The 21,500-nt window shown below is 59.2% G+C and carries 9 protein-coding genes; 4 read left to right on the top strand and 5 right to left on the bottom strand.

Features of this window, described 5'->3' with window-relative positions; all coding sequences use genetic code 11:
- Positions 1-12: 12 nt before the first annotated feature.
- From SB765_RS26995 to SB765_RS26975, 5 genes are read right to left on the bottom strand one after another with little or no spacing between them, the layout of a single operon-like run.
- Entirely contained in the window at positions 13-513 is a 501-nt protein-coding gene (locus tag SB765_RS26995; RefSeq protein WP_341797935.1) for a hypothetical protein, read from the bottom strand.
- A complete protein-coding gene (locus SB765_RS26990) occupies positions 510-3,401 on the bottom strand; it encodes a hypothetical protein (protein WP_341797934.1) in 2,892 nt (963 codons plus the stop codon). The genes SB765_RS26995 and SB765_RS26990 overlap by 4 nt, the downstream gene beginning before the upstream one ends.
- Positions 3,402-3,405: 4 nt before the next feature.
- The gene (locus SB765_RS26985) at positions 3,406-5,760 is read right to left on the bottom strand and encodes a hypothetical protein (RefSeq protein ID WP_410932220.1); all 2,355 of its coding nucleotides are present in this window, start codon (positions 5,758-5,760) and stop codon (positions 3,406-3,408) included.
- Positions 5,761-5,819: 59 nt separating this feature from the next.
- Positions 5,820-8,285 carry a hypothetical protein gene (locus SB765_RS26980; RefSeq protein ID WP_410932219.1) on the bottom strand — a complete coding sequence of 822 codons (2,466 nt, stop codon included), beginning with the start codon at positions 8,283-8,285 and terminating at the stop codon, positions 5,820-5,822.
- Positions 8,286-8,323: 38 nt separating this feature from the next.
- The gene (locus SB765_RS26975) at positions 8,324-10,129 is read right to left on the bottom strand and encodes a hypothetical protein (protein ID WP_410932218.1); all 1,806 of its coding nucleotides are present in this window, start codon (positions 10,127-10,129) and stop codon (positions 8,324-8,326) included.
- Between SB765_RS26975 and SB765_RS26970 the strand changes: the two genes are divergently transcribed.
- From SB765_RS26970 to SB765_RS26955, 4 genes are all read left to right on the top strand, one after another.
- Positions 10,122-15,239: an RHS repeat-associated core domain-containing protein gene (locus SB765_RS26970; RefSeq protein ID WP_410932217.1), complete on the top strand. Its 5,118-nt coding sequence runs from the start codon at positions 10,122-10,124 to the stop codon at positions 15,237-15,239. The genes SB765_RS26975 and SB765_RS26970 overlap by 8 nt on opposite strands.
- Before the next feature lie 79 nt (positions 15,240-15,318).
- Positions 15,319-17,322 carry a hypothetical protein gene (locus SB765_RS26965; RefSeq protein ID WP_410932216.1) on the top strand — a complete coding sequence of 668 codons (2,004 nt, stop codon included), beginning with the start codon at positions 15,319-15,321 and terminating at the stop codon, positions 17,320-17,322.
- A gap of 188 nt (positions 17,323-17,510) precedes the next feature.
- A complete protein-coding gene (locus SB765_RS26960; protein WP_410932215.1) occupies positions 17,511-19,703 on the top strand; it encodes an autotransporter outer membrane beta-barrel domain-containing protein in 2,193 nt (730 codons plus the stop codon).
- Between the two features lie 64 nt (positions 19,704-19,767).
- Complete coding sequence (locus SB765_RS26955; RefSeq protein ID WP_410932214.1) at positions 19,768-21,258, top strand: hypothetical protein; 1,491 nt, start codon at positions 19,768-19,770, stop codon at positions 21,256-21,258.
- Positions 21,259-21,500: the final 242 nt, after the last annotated feature.

Here is a 21,500-nt window from a genome sequence, read left to right as displayed (position 1 = left end):
GACTATTGATGATTACGGATATTCGGGCCCCGGCAACCAAATGCGCACACAAGATAACTTGCCATGGATATTGCCATGATTATAAATATGTTGATCTAGCTCCAATCCCGCCGTCACCACGTCACCTTCAGCATGCGCCTTGAGCTCTTCGATACTCATCCAACCCGTGGTAGTCGGTTGCTTTATTGTTAAAACGCGAAACCTCCAGTCATCCAAATCGCGGCAGTTTGCTTCGGAGTTAAACATCACCGTTGCCGTTGAGGGTACATTATTGAATTTGAAGTAGGAAGCCGAATCATTTTTACAGGTGGTGTCCGACATTACGATGTTTTTGAATCCACCACCCTCTTTCCCCGAGACCGTACATTGCTTGCCACTGGGTAGCCCTGACGGGTCCATATTCTCGGCGAACTGAATCGTACCTGGACGAACTGGCTCAGTCGCTGCCTGGCCCACACTGTGGAAGCCGAAAAACATACCGATTACAAGGGGTGCCATGCAATAACGTTTCATACGTGTTCTCCTTCTTGGTAATTACTAAGCCGGACAATCGAAGTTTGTCTGCCCGTCGGTCGCCAAGGGACCGTGTGGACAAGAATATTACGATCACCGATGGTGTCAGCGGGCAGGTAATCGATCTGGACAATATGCAAATTCGCGTGAGCGTCGCGCAACTGAACAAATAACGGTTTACTCAGCTTCTCAAAGACAGCCTTATTATTGGTCGCCTCACCATAGGACAGGTCCCGCCGACGGAAATTGACAATTGCCAAAAGACCGGCCTGGTACACCGAGCTGACTTCACGTTCGACGCCATCGATCAAAGGCTTCGAATCGGGGTCAAAGGAAACAAACTTCGGCAGCGGCTCGTTGTAGCCCTGAAAAACATACCCTGTGTAACTGCGATAGTTCTCTCCAGGAAAAGAACTTTCCCAGCGTACCATCGAGGTATTCACATCCCTGTCGTTATCACTTTCCCTGGCCTTGACGAATTCGGCCGTATAGAAGGTCCCGTGGTTGTAGCTCAACATCCAGTAATCGTCGGTCTCCGGGTGCAGGTCGAAATCTTCGTGCTCCGGTTCTGTCGAGCCCGAGTTACCACCGCCACCCGCCGCCCGTATGCGGGTAAATGTGTAGTCTGTGGATTTGTAGGCGTCCGGCGTGTGTACCTTGACCTCGATTTCGGCATTCTGATGACGGGTGTCGTTCGAGTAGTGCCATATCCCGCTCCTTGCCTGGAAACCGGCGTAAAAAACTTCCGACGAAGAGGTTCCGCGGCGGTGCAAGAACAGCTGCAGGCGGATGGTTCGGTCCTCCACGCCTTGTGGCGCTGCGGGCTGCGGCCCCTGCCCTTCAGTCGCCATCAGACTTTCATTGGCGAGGATAAAATCATTCCGCTCCAGGTGTGTGCGCCAGACATTGCCAGAGCCCGAGCCTATCCCGTCCTCGCACAGAAAAGGAATCTTCTGCCCCGACCTGTCGAACAGCGAGATGGAGGCTATCTCGTCCAGATTCAGTTTGTAATCCTTGCCATCCGCCTGCATGGTTTCGATGGTGACCTCGAGTTCCAGTTGCTGGTAACCATTGGAACCCACGGTGCCGGTCACACCGTCAGGGCTCTTGCCGACCGTGAGGGCAAAGCGCTGCAGATCCACCCAGCCGCTGATGGCTTTGACCGCGGTCTCTTTCACCACGCTGTAGCCCGCCGCGAACACGACACCGTTGCGCACCACTTCACAGGTCACTACGTTGGGTTGCGAAACAGCAAGCTCAGAAGCCCGGAAATGGCCCGATGGCGAGACGCTGCCCGGCCCTGCCAGCATCCGCCAACGCCGCGCTTCGTTGGGCATGATACGGTTCACCTCGCTCAGCTGGGTGGCCTCACCGTGGCCGAGCCTGGGTACGAAAGGTGGGTCAACCGAAACCAGTGGCTGGTTGTTCACCAGGACAAGCGCGTTGTAGCCCTTTGCCGTTGAACTGGCTTGCAATCGTTGCACGCCCAGAATCCGCCGGCTGGCTTGCTGATCAGGCACAAAGCGCGAGCGCCCATTGCCCAGGCTGGCTATCTGGCCCAGCGGCTGCCCGAGCATTTCAAAGCTGACGTTGCCTTTACCTGCATTCCACAGATCGATCCCGTTCGCACTCTCTTGCGGGCGATATGCGCCGAAGGCAGGCATCGCCAGCACTGGCTCGGAAATCACCAGTGCGCGGGCGGCGGCATGGTAAGTGTCCTCACCCTGCTTGTATTCAGCTTTGATGATGAATGTCTGCACTTCCTGTCCGATCACTTCCGGTGAAGGGGCCGTGAAAAGGCCATCTCCATCGATCGAACCATGCCCTGCGTCATCATGGCTTTGCGGGTTGATCACCGACCAGGCGCTGGCAGTGATCACCTGATCCTTGCCGTCGTACAGCCGAAACTGCTGCGTCTTGCCGGCCGTCACCACGGTGTCCATGGTCGGTTTCACCGTCAGTTGCGTGCGCAACGGGTCGATATTGCCGAACATGACGCGGTCCAACGGCGTACTGTCCACTTTCTTGACAAAGGCATTGAGCTCAGGGAACAGCAGTCGGGCGAGTAGCTCCAGGCCGTCGTCGGAGGCATGGCCAAGCATGTCCTTGTTCAGCACCAGCGTTGCCGAGTAATCGCCGTCGGGCAACAGATACGGGTAGCTTGTGCCTGGCGGCTGACCATCGATCAGGCTATCGCGCAGGCGGATGAACACCAGCACTGCGCCATCGCCGTAGTTGACGCCATCGCGTACTCGCGCACCAGGTGCCGCCTGGGTGCGCAGGATGAAGCCTGTAGGTGTCAGCGGGCCATAACCAGAAAAGTCCACGGTGCCCAGCTGGAACCTGGCGCAACGGCCAGGCATCTCGCCCATCCAGGCTTGCAGTGCGTCGATCAGCTGCTGAGCGAGGTCGGGTTTATCCTCGAACAGGTTGCTGGTGAACCGCCCCCCCTTGGCAAGGTTGAGCGCAACGAGGCCGTACGGGTGAACCTCACCGCGCACGGTCTCCAGGTCGACCTCCATCTGCAGCCAGTACCCCGACGCCTCGGTGATCTCGACGCTGCTGACCAACTTGCCACTGTTGTTCACCGTACCTTTGATGATGTTCATGGTCAGGGTTGCTTTGGCATCGCTCGTCGACGCATTGCTGAACGACAGCAAGGGCGTACCGAACTCCAGCGACTTAACGCTGACGGCCTCCTTCACCCCCACGCCTGCGAACGTGTGACTGAAAGGCGGGAGGTAGCGGTTTTCCTTGAAGCGCGTCAGGTATTGCTGCTCCAGCAAGCGGTTGAGCCGGTCACGGCTATAGACAGCAACCGCCCCCCAGCCTAGCGTTACTGAGCCCTTTTTCATGTGCTCGAGCAGTTCTTCCAGTGAATTGGACATGGTCTCAGCCTCCAATGGATGGTGATGTGGCCACACGCAGGCCTGTCGGGCTGGCAGCGCGCCGTGCGGCGTCGAAGTGCAAGGAAAGGGGCAGCGGCAGAATGAGGTGGCCTTCGAGGATGAAGACAGAACCTGGAATCGCCCATTTGGCGGTAATCAGCGCGAAACGCGCATCGGCGTCGGCAGATGCAGGGGAATAGCGGCCAGTGGCCTCATCGATCTCCCCAGTCCCTGCAATTGGCAATGCCCACTGGGTGTCTGGCCGGCCTACCCCATCGAAAATACCTGTCAACTGCAGCTCGCCATCGGGCAACTGCTCGACGTCGATCACCAGTTCAGGCCGCCGCTGGCGTACCAGCACATAAATTGAACGCGACTCGCTGGTCTCCCGGTTCTGTACCCTGACCTGATCGAGCACGTAGGCCACGTTGGCATCCACCTTACTGCCTGCGGTATAGGTGCAACGCCTGCCATCGCCCTCAGCGACGACCGAGCCCCGTCCTTCTTCGCCATCATCGACCACAGACCAGTCAAGGTCTCCGGTCAGCGCCCCCGCCGTGAGGGTCAGTTTGTCGTCGAAGTAGCAGACCCGGATCAGTGGATTGACCGTCAATGTCGCGGGCGCCACAGAGGCCATGCTGATGGCCTGCTTGTTGGTACCCGGGTCGGTGGCGATGATCCGGACCCGCACGGGTTCCCCCGCCATGGCGTGCGCAGGCGGTGCCCGGTATTCACCGCTGGCGGGGTCGATGCGCCCCAGATCACCGACGGTGCCTGGCAAAGCCTCCAGGGACCATGTCAGCCCTTCACGCGGCGGTTCAACGCTGAACGTATGCCGCTGCCCGGGTGCCAGCGTCACGGGGCGATCGACGATGCGCATGCCGGCCGTGCCATAGCCGCTGTCGAACACGGCCATTCCATCGGGTAACTGGAAGTCGAACGGTACAAGGCGCTTGCCATCTGCCAGCGACAGACCGGCCATCACCTGTTCCGGGATCATCGCGGTCAACTCCCTGGCCAGCCCTTCAAGTACCGCCTGCTTGACCAGGAAGGCGACAAACGCATAAATCTCCTCTCGCAGGGCCGATGGCGTGTCGCTGGGCAGGCCACTGACTTCCGTCACTTCGGCCGCCTGCCACGGCCACAAAACCTGCCCTAGCAACATACAACCAGCGCTTTCCTCAGGTGATGCAGGTGCATTCAGGGTGAACACCGTTTGCAGGTCGAACTGGAACGTTGCGGTTCGGCTGTACAGGGGACCTGTTGGCTTGGGCTTGTAGGTGAAGGTCAGCGTGCAATGGGACTTCCATTGCTGGCGGACCTCATCGTGTTCGAAGGTGACACTCAGAAGGGGCTGAAAATCCGCCAGGGCAGCCCGCGCCTGATCGCTGGCCGGGGCCCCTGCGTCCACGGCAATTTTGAAACCCTCGCAGGCAAACTGATAATTGTCGCTCTCGTAAGTGCTGGGGTACACCTCCAACAGGCCGGCCGTGGCATTCAGCTGCTGCAAGTTATTGTCTTCATCGAACTGGGCCTCGAACGCGCCCCCCTCGAGCATCTGCGCCAGGCCTGTGGCGTAAGCCGCACGGTGCAGGAAGCGCGCCGTCAGCAACAATGTGCTGTCGACCGGTTGCGCAAGATCATCGGGTAGCAGGAACGGGTAATCGGACTGCTCAGCGGGCAGGTTGCCCACAGAGCCATTATTGATACCCGCAAATATCACCAGTGCGGACTTGCCGTCGGCTTTGCTGACGTGGGTGCGTACTTCACTGTGCCGAACCGCCAGGTAGGGGTTGCCAGACAGCGCCTTGAAGTCCGCCAAGGGATAGACCTGCCGGGCGCTGCCCAACGCGCTGAGCACCTCCTTGAAGAATCGCCCGGCGGCCTGCCGCTGTGGCAAACCACCGCCCAGGTCCAGCTCGGTGTCCGTGCCTTCACGCAGGTCGGCGCTCACGCCCTGGGCATCGGCGCTCAGCGGCACCGTCTGAGTGACCGGCAACGGGTCGAGGAGGTCATGAACCGACAGGCTGAGCAACCCGTCGGTCTTGTCCATGACCAGGTGGCTGCCACCTTCCAATGCCAGGCTTTGCCGGACCTTGGGCGACGTGTAGTTCGCTTGCATATCCACCAGTGCGGGCGGCCCCATGCGGTAGCCCGTCAGGATGTGGGTGACATCGGAATCGGGCATGGCGATCTCACCTTCGATATCGCCCAAGGCACTGTCTGGTTGGCTGCAATGTGCCAACGCGAGCAGGTCGTTGATGGCCTCGGGACGCGTGGCGAACGTCAGGTCCCAGTTCAGGTGTTTGTGGTTATGCTTCATCCAGGCCGTGATGACCGAGAGGTAATTGGTAGGCATGATGTGGCCCCGCTCAACTGGAGTGCTGAAAGGTATGGGTTTAGGTGAACGCCGGTTGACTACCTGCGCGTTGCCCTTTGCGCTGCCTGCTCAAGGGCCTGATAGGCTTGGCTGTGCTGCCCCAGCGGCAGCGGCAGCACGATGAAGCCCTGGAGCGTGATGGGTAATTCGGGGGAGGGCCTCCAGACCGCGTCAACCACGCAGAAATGTGCGGGGCTCGCGGCGTCGGCCTGGTAGTAAGGCTTGCCGTCTTCATCGATATCGATCTGCCCCGGGCCATGCACCACCGTCAACTGGTCGACACCTGACACCCCGCTGAAATGGATCGACAGCCACACCCTGGCGTGTTGTTCATCGCGCTTTTCCACCACCACATCAGAGGGACGTTTCAGGGTCATCTGGGTAACGATGCACAGCGTCCGGTGCTCATCGGTCAAGCTGTTACGGACCTCGACTTCTTCGACGATGAATGACTTGTCGGGCAGGTTCTCGCCGGGGATATAGCGATTGGCCGTGCCCGATTCCTGCGCCAGCCTGCCATGGGGTGAAGCGCCGAGGATGCGCCATTGCAGCGGTCCTTCAACGACACTGTCCGCCTTGAGGCTGACGCCCTCATCGCCCACCTGGCAGACCGACAGCAATGGGCTGACCTGCAGCGCGTTCTTGACCACGGTGAGCAGGGCCGAACTGGCAAAGCTTGAGCCTGGAACAGTGGCAGTGACACGCACCCGGGTAAATTCACCCTCGATGCCCGTGGCCCCGGGCGCCAGATACAGGCCATGGGTGTGTTGGTCGAAATGGCCCGGGTCATCCGAGGAACCCTCTACCGACTCGGCCGACCAGGTTACGTTGGCTTGCGCCGGGACGGTGGCAAGCTGCAACGGGCTGCCGTGGGTCACGATTTTTTCCAGGGGGGTGACGGCGAACGTGGTCCGCTGTGGAGCGACGCTACCAAAACAGGCAATGTCGCGGGGCATGTGCCGCTCGCCTGCGACTATCGCGTCACCAAAGTTCAGTTTGATGGTCTTATCGATTAATTCCTCCGTGTACAGGTCTGAACGAAGGTCCTTGGCGAGTGCGGCTCTTGCCGCGGCAAGGGGGCCGCGATCGCTCATCAGCGAGACAAATGAAACATTCGGCGCTGCAACTCCCCACAGTACATGGAAAAGGCTCAACGCCCTGATCTGATCTTCGTAGGGGTCACCTTCAAATTTAAACGAACCGTCCTCTTTGGGGTATATAGAGTGCTTATACTCTTCAAGTTTCAACGTAGCGCCTTGCAGGTCTTGCATCTGCCAACTGGCTGTTATTTCCACATTGATTTCAGCATGCCAGAGCCCCACGCACGCGTACCCCCACGTCCAGGAATGCGGCGTGGCGACGATTTCTTCATATCGGGTAAAATCCGCAGTGGCTGTATGAACGGTGACCAGCTCCATGGACACACGCTCCCCTGACACACGAAACTTCAGCACATCCTTGAGCGGCAGCTCATCGGTAATTAAATCGATGTACGCCCGGCAATCAACACTACCGCGCCAGTTTGCCTCATGGTAAGGCTCAACACGACTTTCTGTCTCTGAGGGTATTACACCTGCAATGGCAGTCGCTGTCAGATCACCGTTTTCTGCACGTTCAATTTTAAATTCAACATTCTTGAAAAACTCCAAAGGCAGTTTGCTTAACACGGTAGCCAACGCCACCCAGGCTTTATCAAGCAGTACCGTCGCCGAGTAATCACCGTTGTCATCGGGAATCAAGTAACGGTATTCCGGGCCAGGCATATTCTGCGGCCCGTTGCTGGGCCCCATGGCGACCAGCCCCACCAGTGCACCGTCCATGTCAGCGGCGTCATCGCTTTCCATCGGGGCCAGGGCGACCGAGGGGTTACGCTGGGTACGCAGGATGAACGACTCGGGCCGCATCAGGTCATTTTCGCCATGTTCGATGCTGCCGAATGACCAGACACGTTGATGGTCCGGCAACCCGCGAAACAGCTCCTTGAAGAAGTCCCCCCCTAGCTCGCGAACGCGCCTGGAATCCGAGAAGGTCACCACAAAGTCATCACTTTTGTGCAAGTCCAGCGTCAATGCGCCGTTGTCAGCGACATAACCAGGCACGTCGGACAGTTCCAGTCGCAGGCGCAGCTCTGGCCCGACCAGAGGTTCTATCCGATCGATCCGCTGTGGGTACCAATGGGCCCCCACCTGCTTCAGCCCTACCTGGTTGCCGCCGAGTATTTTCATACGCAGGCTGGCACGCGAACCGGTGATATCGGCATTATCGAATGACAATCGCGGGTGATCCAGAACAAAGTTCTGCATATAAACCTTGTAACCATTGTCCGGCGCCGTCTCACCGCTGATAGGGTCCAGGTAAGAGCTGGTCTTGAAGCGCCGTATATATTCCTGGGTCAACAAAGTGTCCGCCTTGTCCTTCTGGATAGCGAAAATCGTATTCCACCCCAACATCCGGTAGTCAGACTGCAACCACTCCAGCAAATCCTGTTTCGAATTGCTCGACATACATCACCTCACATTTACACACACGCAGGCGCGTCTGCTTAAGGGAACAGCTTAATATCAACGATTGGAAATGCCCGCCAGGTTTCGCCGTCATCGAAACTTGCAGATACGCTCAACCTGAAATCTTTGCCAAATTCCAGTTTTTCGAGAAACTGTTTGGGCAGGTAGGCTTCAATAACGCCATCAGAATATTCGTCGTATGTCACCGCCTCGGTGGGGGGACGCAGAATATGCGTGACATCCTGGTCAGATGGCGAACGGCCTAGCGCCTCGATACCCAGCAATTGCCCTTCTGCCATGAACGGCCAAAAAGGCAGCGTGCACAAAGCACCACCCACTGGAACTTCGTGCAGTTTCAATTCCCGGTTCTCGGCACCTTTGACCTGAAGTATCGAGTATTTGCGCTGATCGAAATCGCTTACCCGCAGCTCGAACTTTTCTGATGTGCGTGGCGGTTCGCCGGTGCGGGTGACGGTGTAGTACACCCACAGACGTCTACCCAGATTGGCGGCCATGGCCGACCGCGGCACGGTGAACAGGCGTGTGTCACCAGTGGACGGCCGGGGAATGATGGCCGCCCCCGTGCTGCCGTGCCCTTCCCAATGCAGGTTGACGGTCAGCGCCGGCTCCTCGCCATCACCCAGCTCGGCCTTATCCGGGATTCGCACGGTGGCGCCAGACTCCAGCTTGCTCGGATGGACCACGCCCTGGTACGGCGCGTCACCGTCCTCCTGCGTGGCGTCCGGGATATTCGGTAAAGGCAGGTAAAGCTTGCGCTGCAAGACCAGATGCAGCACTTGGGAGCGCATCTGCACACCCTGACGCGAAAACTCATAGCTGAACGCGAACCGCTTGCCGCGGTTGACCTCGCTCTGCAGCCACTCCCGCTCCAGGTGGAAGGTCAAGCGTTTGCTGTCCACCGAAGTCGCATCCACACGCAGGCTGCGCAGCGTCACCTCCGGCCCTACGGTATAGAGCACCAGTGAATCGCCCAATTCCAGCTCCGGATAGGGATCCACCTCCACCAGAAGGCCGGTGCGATAGGTTTCGTCATCAGGATCCAGCGCGCCATCCGTCGCCCCGGGGATACGTGGCGCCGCCAGCAAAGGTGCCGGCGGTGGGTCGCTGGCGGCGGGCGAAACGATGTCGAAGCGCTGCACTGGCGACCGGCTGCTGGTGCCATCGGCGAATTCGATGCGATAGTGCAAAAAGGCGAACCCGCCGAGATACATGAAGACCACGCCGAGCTCCAGGTGCCACAGCAGTGGTCGGCCAGGATCAGACTCCTGCACTTCCAGTACTTGCTCGAACAGCTCACCTGGCAAGGACTCGTTGAACCAGGGCTCCCAACTCAGGAAAACCTTGTCACCTTCGGCCATGGCGGCATAGGGCGCTGTTGCCAGCAATATGCCTTCGGGATTGAGCAGGTTGACGTCGATCACCCCCTCATGGGCATCTTGCAAGTGAGCAACCGGCAAAGCCCATATGCCTTCAGCGGGCCGGTCAACGAAGAAGAAACGACGCTTGGACTCAGGCCCCACAGGATCGCCGGCGTTGTCCAGACGCGTGAACGAATAGAACACTTGGCCACCGCGCAAGGCAGTGACGAGTGCGTTATCGATCAGGATCACCCCGCGGCCGGCATCCAGGCTCAATACTTCGCGTTCAACAAAGAGGTCCTCGGCACTGTTGTCGGCCTTGCACCCCCGCCAGTTGATAGATACCAGGTCGTGCTCGGCAATGCCGGGATAGCTAATCCAAGTCATCAGATCAGCGGTGCCAAGCGCGTCCAGGTCGACAGAGTTCATACGTTCGTTAAGGTGTGAAACGTCTGGCATGTCCATGTATGAATATCTCCGCCTTGCACATGTCCGGTTCGAGACTTGGCATAGATATAACACCGCCCCTGAACCTGAACACCTGGCAAAACTGATAGGTGTCAACACACGAAACTTCCACTACTGTCGACACGTATTCGGCACGCGCAACCCCTGTCTTACAGCGCCCGCCCCCCTGACAAGCAGAGTGAGAACGTTCATTATGAGTACGGAATCTTCACTGCATTCCAACGCCCTTAACTTCATGAGCTTCATGGAGAGCGGTGTCGATAGCCGCACCGGACAATACACACTGTCCATCAAACTTCCCGAGTTGGGCGCCAATTATTTCTCCGGCCCCGAGCTTGAACTCAGCCTAAACTTCAACCCGCTCAATACGATTGATTCGGGTTGGGGGCGGGGATGGAATCTGTCACTGACGCAGTTCGCACCACATACACAGGTCATCACCACGTACAGCGGTGAATCATTCAAAGTGACCGGTAGTTCGGGTTCACGCTTGCTAATGCAGGAGCAACGGCTGGCGCACTTTCACTTCTACCGCGAACCTGCCGGGCCAGGCGGCAACGCGCGCTATCGCGTGGTGCACCGTTCAGGCCTGGTGGAAATCCTCGAAGAAATGGGCAGCGCGAACGGGCGTATCGCCCTGCCGGTGGAGATATACGCGGCCACGGGGCACAGGATCGACCTCGAATACAAACCGTTCAACCCGTCTTACATGATGCTCTGCTCGATCAGCGACGAGCGTAAGGAGATCCTGCTGGAAATCGAACGCGACGATGGCCGCATCGAATTGCGCGAGCGCCCTTATAAGGGCGACAACGGCCAGCCCGTTGCCCTTTATACGATGAACCTGATCAATACTGACTGGGTCACATCGATCGTTCTGCCAACCCGTGAGCTGGCCAGTTGGCGCCTGGAATACCGCCTGGTGAACGGGCTGTTGTGCGTGAGCAAGGTCGAGCCACCTACCGGTGCCCGTGAATATCTCTATTACGAGGACCGTGGCCATCTGTTCCCCGGTAACGCTCGGCCAACAGCCCTGCCGCGGGTGACCCGGCACGTCATCGAACCGCGCGGTGGCCAACCTGCGTTCCAGCGAACCTATACCTACCCGGGCTCAAACAACTTTCTGGGTTACGGCGCCGGGATCGGTTGGTCTGACAACGGGCTGGACAACTTGTACGATTCGAAACGGTATGACTTTGAGTATCAAACGGTCGAAACCTTGCGCGACAAGGACGGAACGGCACTGCGCGACATCACCCGCACCTTCAACCGCTTCCATCTGCTGACCTCGACCAGAACCGTGCAGAACAACTGCGTACATGAAGTCACCAAGCATTACGACATCAAGGACGCCCCCTTCGATCTACAGGTGTCGACCCTGCAAATGCCGATCAGGGAACAGACACGCTGGTCGCTGGCGGACAACATCACGCGCAGCCGCCTTGAAACCGTCGAAACCACCTACGATTCATCGGGCAACATCATCTGGCGCAAACTTGCCAACGGCGTGACCGAGACCCAAGAGTGGTATGGCACGCAAGCGGAAGATGGCTACCCCGGTGATGCCAATGGTTTCGTTCGTCACCTGAAGAGCAAAACCACCACCCCGGCGAGCAGCGGCCGGGGGCAAGCCCCTGTTCTCACTCAGCACTACCGCTACAAGGCGCTGGCGCCACTGGCAGGCAACGCCATCACCCTCAACCCGATGATTGTCGAGCACAGTGAAACCCTGACGCAGGCGCACGATCCGGCGCACCCCCTGGAAGAGAAAATTTACTATTACCTCGACGCGCCCAAGTCCAGCCTGCGGCATGGCCGTCGTTATCAGGAGGTGGTCAAACGCAACAAGCTGGAAACCACCACCCAGTACCAGTTCAATTCACTGCTAGACCCTCTGGGCGGCCATCAGGTACTGGAAACCCGCAAGACCCTCTTTGGTTACGACGGCGCGCAACGATCCACCGTTCAACGGCGCTCGCTGCTGCATGGCGAGAAGCTCTACGAACTCAACGAGAACGGGGTTCACACACAATGGGCGTACGACGCCCTGCGCCGAGTCACCGAGGAAAGGGTATCGCCAGAGACACTGTTCGAGGCCAAAAAACGCTACGATTACGAACTCTGTGCCAGCGATGTCGATATTGCCCGCGCCCGAGTCACCAACGCTCGCGGCATCACCACCGAAACCGAGCTGGACGGCCTCGGACGGCCGACCCGGGAGAGCCGTGACAACGTGCTCGAGGCGAGGCCGGGCGCTTTCTACGAAATCCTGGCCATCCAGTACGATGCCTACGGCAATCGGGTGAAGGAAAGCGTTACCGACTGGCTGGAAGCCCAGCAGTACCTGCACCTGGTAACAAAAACGCGGTACGACGACTGGGGTGAGCAATGCTGCACCATCGGCCCGGACGACGTGGAGCAGCACAACGTACTGGACCCGATCGGCGACGCCAATCACCAGGGCGCCATTCGCTACAGCTGGCGCGTAGCCGGGAAAGAGAGATCACGGCCCCAGGTGCAGAACCGCAACGGCAGGAACATCCGATTCACCCACCAGGCACGGGCCATCAGCGGCAAGACCGAGACCTGGCTCAACCTGTTCAACAAGCCGGTGCTGCGCAAGCGCCTGGATGCGTTGGGGGAGCTGATTGGCGAACGTCGCTACAGCTATGACGGCCTCGGACGCACGCTCACCGAAACGGATGAGCGAAACCACACCACTGCATTCAGCTACGACGCCTGGGGCCGGATGCTCACGACCGAGCAACCGAATAAAACCCTGCTCACCCGCACCTACGCCGAACACTCTGCCGAAGACCTGCCGACCCGCCTGGTGGTGACCCCGGCGAATGTGCAGTTGCCCGCCCGCCAGATCGGCGCGCAGTACTTCGACGGCCTGGACCGCCTGATAGGTACCACCACCGGTGACCGGACGGAGTACTTCCTGTTCCGCGACGGTGAATCGATACCGCGCCAACGCATCAACCCCGCTGGCGAGACCATCGAGCTGGACTACAACCTGCAGCTGACCAATGAGCCGATCAGCAACACCGCACCCGAGGACCACGCCAGCTTCGCCTACGACCCTGTCAGCGCCCGATTGCTGAGCGACGACAACCGGCAATGGGCGCGGCGCTTCGAATACAACAAAGCCAACCAGCTGACCGCCGAACACTGGGAGGACAAGCGCGACGGCAAGACCTGGAGCCGCATTCATAGCAGCACCTTGCAGGATCGTCTGAAGAACACCCACGAACCCTACGGTGAAGACACCACCCACGAATACAACACCCAGGGCCGCCTGATCTCAACCCTTCAGGGGCAGCTGCAGGCCGAGTTCATATACGATGACCTGGGCCGTATCAAATTCATCACAAGCCATGACCGAGCCAGCGCACAGGCCCTGGAAACCGAGATTGAGTACGACGACCAGGACCGTGAGGTCAAACGCACCTGGCGTCAGCCCGGGCAGCCAGAACGCACACAACAAACCGTCTGGGACAAGGATGACCTCCTGCTCAGCCGCACCCTGCAGGTCGGCGGAGTATCGCAACTGGTCGAAAAGTTCGGTTACGACAGCCATGCACGCCTGAACATGTACAACTGCACAGGGCCGGACCAACCTCGCGATGCGCTGGGCCGCAGCATCGCCATGCAGGTCTTCAACTTCGATGCCTACAATAACATCGAGTTGACCGTCACTTCCTTCACAGGTGGGCCGGCCGCTGAACGCGCCAAGTTCATTCATGCCGAACGAGACCCCTGCCAGCTGCAGGGTATCGAGTACACACCGCCGCGCACCGAGCCCAATCCTGAGTTCAACTACGATGCCAATGGCAACCTGACCCGAGACGAGCGAGCCCGGCCGATTCGCTACGACAGCCAGAACCGGTTGCTGGGCCTTAACGACAGCGGCGCCCCGGACACCTATGGCTACGACGCAGGCGGCTTGCTGGTCAGCAGGCCCGAGGCCGGCGAGCGCACGCTGCTGCTGCATGACGGCCAGCGTTTGCGCATGGCCGTGCGTGACAGCCTGCAAACCCTGTACCTGCATCATGACGAGCAAGCGCTGGGCCAGCAGCAGAAAGGCAGTGGTGCGCAATCGCCCCTGCTGCTGCACACCAGTGCCAGCCACAGCGTGATCGCCGAGAGCCAGGCCGGCAGCACGCGCGCCGTCCGTTATACCGCCTATGGCGAACGGCACGCCGACGATCCACTGCTCGGCACCCTGGGCTACAACGGCGAAGCGCTCGATCCCGACAGCGGCTGGTACCTGCTCGGTAGTGGCTACCGCGCCTACAACCCGGTGCTGATGCGCTTTCACAGCCCCGACGCACTCAGCCCCTTCGGCGCGGGGGGGCTGAACTACTACGGCTATTGCCAAGGCAACCCGATAACCTTCCGCGACCCGACCGGGCACTACAGCATCGGCTATAGCGGGCAGAGCCGATCGCTGGCAGATCTGAATAGCTACAGCATCTCGCGGGGCATGGCCTTAGGTGCGATCGGCTGGATCGGGATGGGCCTGGGCATACTCTTCGCCGCAGTTGCCTCCGTGGCCGCCGTCGTGGTGACAGGTGGCGTAGCTGCGCCGGCAATCGCGGCTGCCTGGTCAGCCGCCGGTGGCGGCATCAGTGGCGCGGGTGCGGCACTTTCGGCAGGTGTCGGGGCAATTGCCAGCGTATCGCTCGCCGCCGGCATCAAGTTGGCGGCCACGGTGGCTACAGCCGCGTTGTCAGTCGCCGGTACGACGCTACAAACGGAAGCGATACTTTCGGGACATGAAACGCGGAATAATATTGGGACAATCCTGAATTACTCGGCAGCTATTTTAGGGCTTGCGGTGGGCGCGATGCAGTTGGCTTCACAAGTGCCAAAGCTGGCAAATTTATTTACACGCAGTGGAAGTTATACACTCGACCATGCATTTGAAACTTTTCAAAATAGCGGAAGAACCCTCCACCAAGTAAAATCAATCAATAACTTCTCCAGACCAGAAACCCTCATCACTCCAACTGAAAAAAGCTGGCACTTCACAAAATCAGTCAATCAAATAAGGCTGCGACGCAAAATATATTTACCATCCACCACTGATATCAGACACTGAATAACAACCCGAAGCCACGAACACGAAACCCGTCGCTGCAGTTCAACACCTCATGTAGTCATATTTGTTGGAGACAACAATGAAACCACTAACGTTCAGCACGCAGCAACATGACCGCACCACCAAAGCCCGGCGCAAGTATCTGAACTTGCAAGATGCCCCTGACAAGACAGCGCCGTTACCGGTGACCGCCCCCAATGTCCAAGGCATCATCGACAGTGACGATGGCACGCTGCACAAAGACCGCTTGAAAACCGACCTGACCGTCGAGATCCCCGCATGGTCTGACCTGCCACCGGGCAGTGATCCAAATGACTACTCGACGTTACAACTGCAGTTCACCTTGACTGGCGCCGAAAACACCTTCAGGGCCATTGGCCCTGTCAAGAAGTTCCTCCCGCCCCTCGTGCCAGGAGACTTTCCGTTAGCACTGGCTTTTCCCCAAGCGTCCATTCCACGCAATGGCAAACTGTGGATTCGCTACGAACTGGTCGACCACAAGAGCGACCCATATGTTTCGCACCCCATCGAGCTGATCTGTGACAGTGTTCCGCCCTGGGGGGATGAGCCCGCTCCCCGGCTGACCGCGCCCACGGACATCATCAACGAAGCCTACCTGACCAACCACCAGGCCGGCATTGAACTGGGTATACCCGAGTACCCGGACCGTACATCCAAAGATAAATACCAGGCGTTCTATCTGAAGGAATGGCCTGAAGAAAATGCGGACTACGATAACCCTGTCGTTGATGGCACCGTCACAGACGACCGCAAGATAACCATTCCGGCAGATGTGGTACGCAGCCTGGGTGATGGCAGGTTCTACATCGTCTACTACCTGTTCGATAAAGCCCAGAACCGCAGTCGCATCCGGCTGCCGGCGACGGTCGATGTGGTGCTCACACCAGAGCCCAAAGACCTGCTGCCACCAGAGGTGCCGCTAGCGGTAGATGACGGCGTACTGAGCCTGAAAGATGCACAGGCGGGTGTGCAGGTAGAAATACAGGCTTACACCAATTCCCGCAAAGAGGACAAGATCGCGATCAAGTGGGGCACGACGCCCCTGATCGCCGAACAGGTGGGCTCACGCCCATTCCCTATATCGATATCCGTACCCAGCGATATCTTGCGAAACGAATACGGCAAGGCTTCCGGGGAGGTAGCGACCCCTGTCAGCTACCAGGTGCTACGTGGCCACGCCGCCTATGGACCGGCGGCCGATAACTTCGCTGTCGACTTTTCCGTTGCTGGCCCGGAACGCCCTGACCCCGACCCCGACTGGCCGGACCCGGTCAACGACAAGATGCTCGCCCCCACAATCACCAGTTTCAGCGGCGATACGAACCTCATTCCCCCGGCCGACCGCGGCAAAGACGCCACGCTGACCTTCAGGGTATTCGAGGGCGCCGCAGCCCCCCAGGTAGTGGACTTCTACTGGGACGGCACGCACGTGACAAGCTGGGTTGTCAATGAGGCACCCGGTGCCGACAAGTCCGTCACGATTCCGTGGAGCTATATCGAGGCTGCTGGTAACCAGCTGGCGCTGCCTGTGCATTACACCGTGAAGGGCGACGAAAACGCGCTCAATGAACAGGAGTCGCTTCCACAGTTCGTAGAGGTATCGGCCATCGACATGACGGCCGACGATCTCGAGTTCCTGGGTTTAACGGACCGGCTCTGGCTGAGTTGCCGATCCCTCTGGGACCCTGATGACCCCTCCGCCGCCCCGGCGATCAGGGTGCAGGTACCGCCCTGCAGCCGCTTCAATGTGCCACCAAACACCACCATGACACTGAACTGGGTGGTGTATGACCAAATTGTGGATGGCAACCTGATCGATGGCGTTGAGAAAACCTGGACTGTGACCTTGAACGCCGAGCAGATCGCGAACGGCTTCGTCACGCGAGTCGAGCCGTACGATCAGCACATCAAGCCCATCTATGACGCCGCGCCGTCCGGCGGGCGGGCCGAGGTGAGCTACGTCCTCAACACGCAGCCACCCATTACCTCCAATACCACGGCCAACAAGATCAGCGTCGCCGATCAGGGTACCGGGGGCTCGTGTGACGTAAGCCAACCTTGAGCAAGCCTCGGCAGCGGCTTTGGCAATCGTCCGCTGCCGATCCACTTATAGGAATTTTCCGTTGAGGAGTAGGAATTTCCTTACATTTTTTGCGATTTAACGCGCTTAGCCTCGCGGTATGCGGATTGTTCTCCAACGAAAAGCAGAACGGTCTTACAAAAATTTGTTCACTTCGAGGTTTTCCCTGAATGCCGAGCCGCCTTTTTCACACCCTTCGCCACTGTTCAACACCCGCTCATCTCGTGCTGGCAGGCCCGTTGTTTTTCGCCAGTGCCTGCTGGGCAGAAACCCTCATAGATGCCGATACTCAGCTGGATGCCGGCAGCACACTCGACAGCTACCGGGTGATCGGCCCGGCCATTCTGACAGCCACCGGGGCGACGACGTTGCAGATCGCCGGCCAGGCGGGCGCCACCGTGAACCTGTCGGATAGCCAGGTCACCGCTGAATCGAATGGCAATGGCCTGGCGCTCAATGGTGCCAGTGCCACCGTACACCGCTCGACCATCCGCAGTGACGCCCGTGGCCTGGCGCTGAGTGCTGCAGGGGCGGGCAACGGCTCGCGCGCCTCGATCAACGACAGCGTGATCGAAGGCGGCGTACAAGGCGCGACCATCAATGCCAGTTCTGCCGAACTGCAGCGCAGCGAACTACGCGGCACGGGCGCCAGCAGCGAGGGCGCACGACTGGTTGCCGGCACCCTGATTGCCAGGGACGGCAGCACCATCAGCGGCGGCAATTATGGCGCGCGCATTCTTGAGGACGACGGCCGCGGCTCTACGCTGGTGGTCGACAACAGCCTGATCGAGGGACGCAACGGGCCAGCGATTGCCGTCGGCCGAGGGGCCGGCTTTGCAGCATCGGCGCAGATCGACGTTATCAACGGTGCCAGCCTCAGTGGTGGCAACGGCGTGCTGCTGCAGGTGGCGGAGGATGCTGCCGCCAACCTGCGGGTCAACAACAGCCACCTGGTCGGCGATATCGTCGCCGCCAGCGGCGGCACCGCCAACGTGCTGCTGGAAAACTTCGCCACCCTCAAAGGCCGGCTGGACAACGTTGCAAGCCTGGAAATCAACAGCGGTGGCGAATGGGCCCTGGTCGACAACAGCCAGGTGACCGACCTGTCACTGGATAACGGTGCCGTGCGCTTCGGCGGGCCGGGCGAATTCTTTACCCTTTCCGTGGAAAACCTCACCGGCAACGGCACCTTCATCATGGAGGCCGATTTCAGCACCTCGCAGTCGGACTTCCTCGACGTGACGGGCACCGCCAGCGGCAACCACCAGTTGCTGATCAGCGCCAGCGGCAACGATCCGCTGACAGACAACAGCCTGCATGTGGTGCATACCGCTGCTGGCGATTCACAATTCTCGCTGCTAGGTGGCTCTGTGGACCTGGGCGCCTATTCCTACGACCTGGTGCAACGCAGCGACAACGACTGGTACCTGGACGCGACCACCCGTACGGTCAGCCCCGGGACACAAACAGTGATGGCCTTGGCCAACGTCGTGCCGACCATCTGGTACGGCGAGCTCGGCGTGCTGCGTAGCCGCATGGGCGACGTGCGCCGCAACCCTGGCAAAGCCGGTGGCTGGGTACGCAGCTACGGTAACCAATTCAATGTCTCGGCGACGTCTGGCGCGGCGTACCAGCAACAGCAACAAGGCCTGTCGATCGGCGCAGATGCGCCCCTGGCAGCTGGCGACGGCAACTGGCTGGTCGGGATCACGGCCGGCTACAGCAATTCCGACCTGAACCTCGCCCGCGGCTCTTCGGCCAGCGTAGACAGCTACCATGCCGGCGCCTACGCCACTTGGCTCGATCCCGAAAGCGGCTATTACATCGACACCGTGGCGCGCATCAACCGTTTCCACAACCGGGCCGACGTGCGCCTGAGTGACGGCAGGAAGGCCAAGGGTGACTACAGCAACCTGGGTGCTGGCGTTTCGCTGGAGGTGGGACGTCATCTGAACCTGGCCGACGACTGGTTCCTCGAACCGTTCGCTCAACTGTCCGGGCTCGTGGTCCAGGGCAAGGACTACAGCCTGGACAACGGCATGCGCGCCAACAGCACCAGTACCCACTCGCTGCTGGGCAAAGTGGGCACTTCGGTCGGGCGCACCTTCAGTGCGGGCACAGGCCGTAGCGTGCAACCCTACCTGCGGGTGGCAGCAGTTCATGAGTTCGTCAACGACAACCAGGTGAAAGTCAACGACAACCGCTTCAGCAGCAACCTGGCCGGTTCGCGTGCTGAAATCGGTGCAGGGGTGGCGGTCGCCTGGGGCGAAAAATGGCAGGCCCACGCCGACTTCGATTACAGCCATGGCAGCAAGCTTGAACAGCCATGGGGCGTGAGCGTCGGCGCCCGTTACAACTGGTGAAAAAACGTGGGAAGGCCAATGCGCCTTCCCTTTTGCATTCATGCGTGACACATGGAGATGGACGATGACGCAGAACAAGCGCTCCGGTAACCGCAGAACTCCCACCCCTGAACTGGCCTCGGCCCCTCTTGTCCCCCCAACCGTACCAAGCGTGGTGCCCGATGTTGAAGGGGGGAAACCCAACACGGTCGAGTTCCGGGCAACCTATTCCCCCCTGCGGGTAGAGTTTCACCCGTGGGCAAATTCGCACCCGGAAATAGATGAGGAATACCTTTTCCTCTACTGGAATGAAGTACTGGTCGACAAGAAGACCTTCAGCAAGCCTATCGAACCTGAAGAGCTGTTCATTTTGGTACCGGTCGACAGGCTTATTGAAGGCACGCACCGCCTGCACTACGCAGTCACGCTGCACAACGATACCCATGTGCCTTCACGGCCACTGGATATCTACATCGACAAGACCCCGCCGCTGCTCCCCGCGGATGATCGATTGATGCTTCCCGACTACGTTATTCGCGAAGGTGTCACCGAGGACTACCTCGCGGCCAACGGCGACAAGCTCGTCTGCACAGTCCCCTCGTTCATTGGTGCGGAGCCAGGCGATGTCGTGAAGTGGTTTTACAGCGAAAACGGCGCCGGGCAGGAAATGGTCGACATGATGACACTGACTCAGGAGCACATCGAAACACTGGGCCCGCTAGGCACCAGCAAACCGCTCGAGCTGACCTTCCCGGGCGCTTTCATTCGCCAGTCCGGCAACGGCACGCGTTACGTGCGTTATGAAGTGCAGGACCGCGCTGGCACACAGCCCCAGCGTGCGCTAGCGGTCGCGTTGGAGTCCGACCTTTCCCTGGCACCACGCGAATTGCCACCGCCACACATCAAGGAGGCGAAGGGCAGCGAATTCTCCAGCACGCTGGAACCTGGCAATGCATCCGACGGCGTCACATTCGTCATACCCGACGGGGCAGAAATCCGGCCGAATGAGACTGTCACCGTATTCTGGGGCCAACCCGGGACGCTCGGCGGTTACTCCACCAACACGCCCATATCGCCAGGCGCACTTGAATACCTGATCCCCAGCCAATATGTGCCGCCGCACATGAACGACCGGGTGGAACTGTATTACCAAATCGACAAGCCTGACGTGCCCCCCTCGCTTTCGCACTATGTCACGGTGCGGAAAATCGAAGGACTGCCAATCGTACAGTGCAGCGATATTCACAACCGCGCACTGAACCTGCGCACACTGGGCGAAAGCACGACCTTTACCCTGGAAAGCTGGCCGTTCCGGCATACGTCGCAATTCGTCAACGCCTGGATCGACGGGGTGGAAAGCGGCAACGTCACTCGGGAAATCAGGCTGCCGATTGCCACCGCGCTGCCTGTACCCAGCGAAACGGACGTAATGGTGCTGGGTACCGTCACGAAAACCGAGCTGTTGAGGCTGGCAATCAACTATCAGTTCCGGGTGTCGGTTGAAGTGTCGTTCGACGATAAGCTGAGCTGGTTGAAATTTCCCGATGCGGCAGCCCAACTGGAAGACAAGCCGTAGCCCGATGCAAAAAAAACGCCACCCGAAAGAGTGGCGTTTTTTGCAGTTGAAGCCAAATGTCGGGATGACCATGGATCCCGATGGCTTTGACCGAAACGAAAAAAGACGCCGAAGCGTCTATTTTCGAGGATCTACAGACTTCCGTGGAAGGCTGTAAATCTTGATTTTGGAGCGGGAAACGAGACTCGAACTCGCGACCCCGACCTTGGCAAGGTCGTGCTCTACCAACTGAGCTATTCCCG

The sequence above is a fragment of the Pseudomonas sp. SIMBA_067 genome (genome assembly GCF_046534675.1).
In the GTDB taxonomy this organism is placed as follows: Bacteria; Pseudomonadota; Gammaproteobacteria; order Pseudomonadales; family Pseudomonadaceae; genus Aquipseudomonas; species Aquipseudomonas putida.
This window is presented reverse-complemented; position numbering and strand designations above follow the sequence as displayed.

Excerpts from the sequence above, each read along its gene's own strand:
- SB765_RS26985 (WP_410932220.1), bottom strand. The coding sequence starts at position 5,760 with ATGCCTACCAATTACCTCTCGGTCATCACGGCCTGGATGAAGCATAAC.
- SB765_RS26975 (WP_410932218.1), bottom strand. The coding sequence starts at position 10,129 with ATGGACATGCCAGACGTTTCACACCTTAACGAACGTATGAACTCTGTC.
- SB765_RS26965 (WP_410932216.1), top strand. The coding sequence starts at position 15,319 with ATGAAACCACTAACGTTCAGCACGCAGCAACATGACCGCACCACCAAA.
- SB765_RS26980 (WP_410932219.1), bottom strand. The coding sequence starts at position 8,285 with ATGTCGAGCAATTCGAAACAGGATTTGCTGGAGTGGTTGCAGTCTGAC.
- SB765_RS26970 (WP_410932217.1), top strand. The coding sequence starts at position 10,122 with ATGTCCATGTATGAATATCTCCGCCTTGCACATGTCCGGTTCGAGACT.
- SB765_RS26960 (WP_410932215.1), top strand. The coding sequence starts at position 17,511 with ATGCCGAGCCGCCTTTTTCACACCCTTCGCCACTGTTCAACACCCGCT.
- SB765_RS26955 (WP_410932214.1), top strand. The coding sequence starts at position 19,768 with ATGACGCAGAACAAGCGCTCCGGTAACCGCAGAACTCCCACCCCTGAA.
- SB765_RS26995 (WP_341797935.1), bottom strand. The coding sequence starts at position 513 with ATGAAACGTTATTGCATGGCACCCCTTGTAATCGGTATGTTTTTCGGC.
- SB765_RS26990 (WP_341797934.1), bottom strand. The coding sequence starts at position 3,401 with ATGTCCAATTCACTGGAAGAACTGCTCGAGCACATGAAAAAGGGCTCA.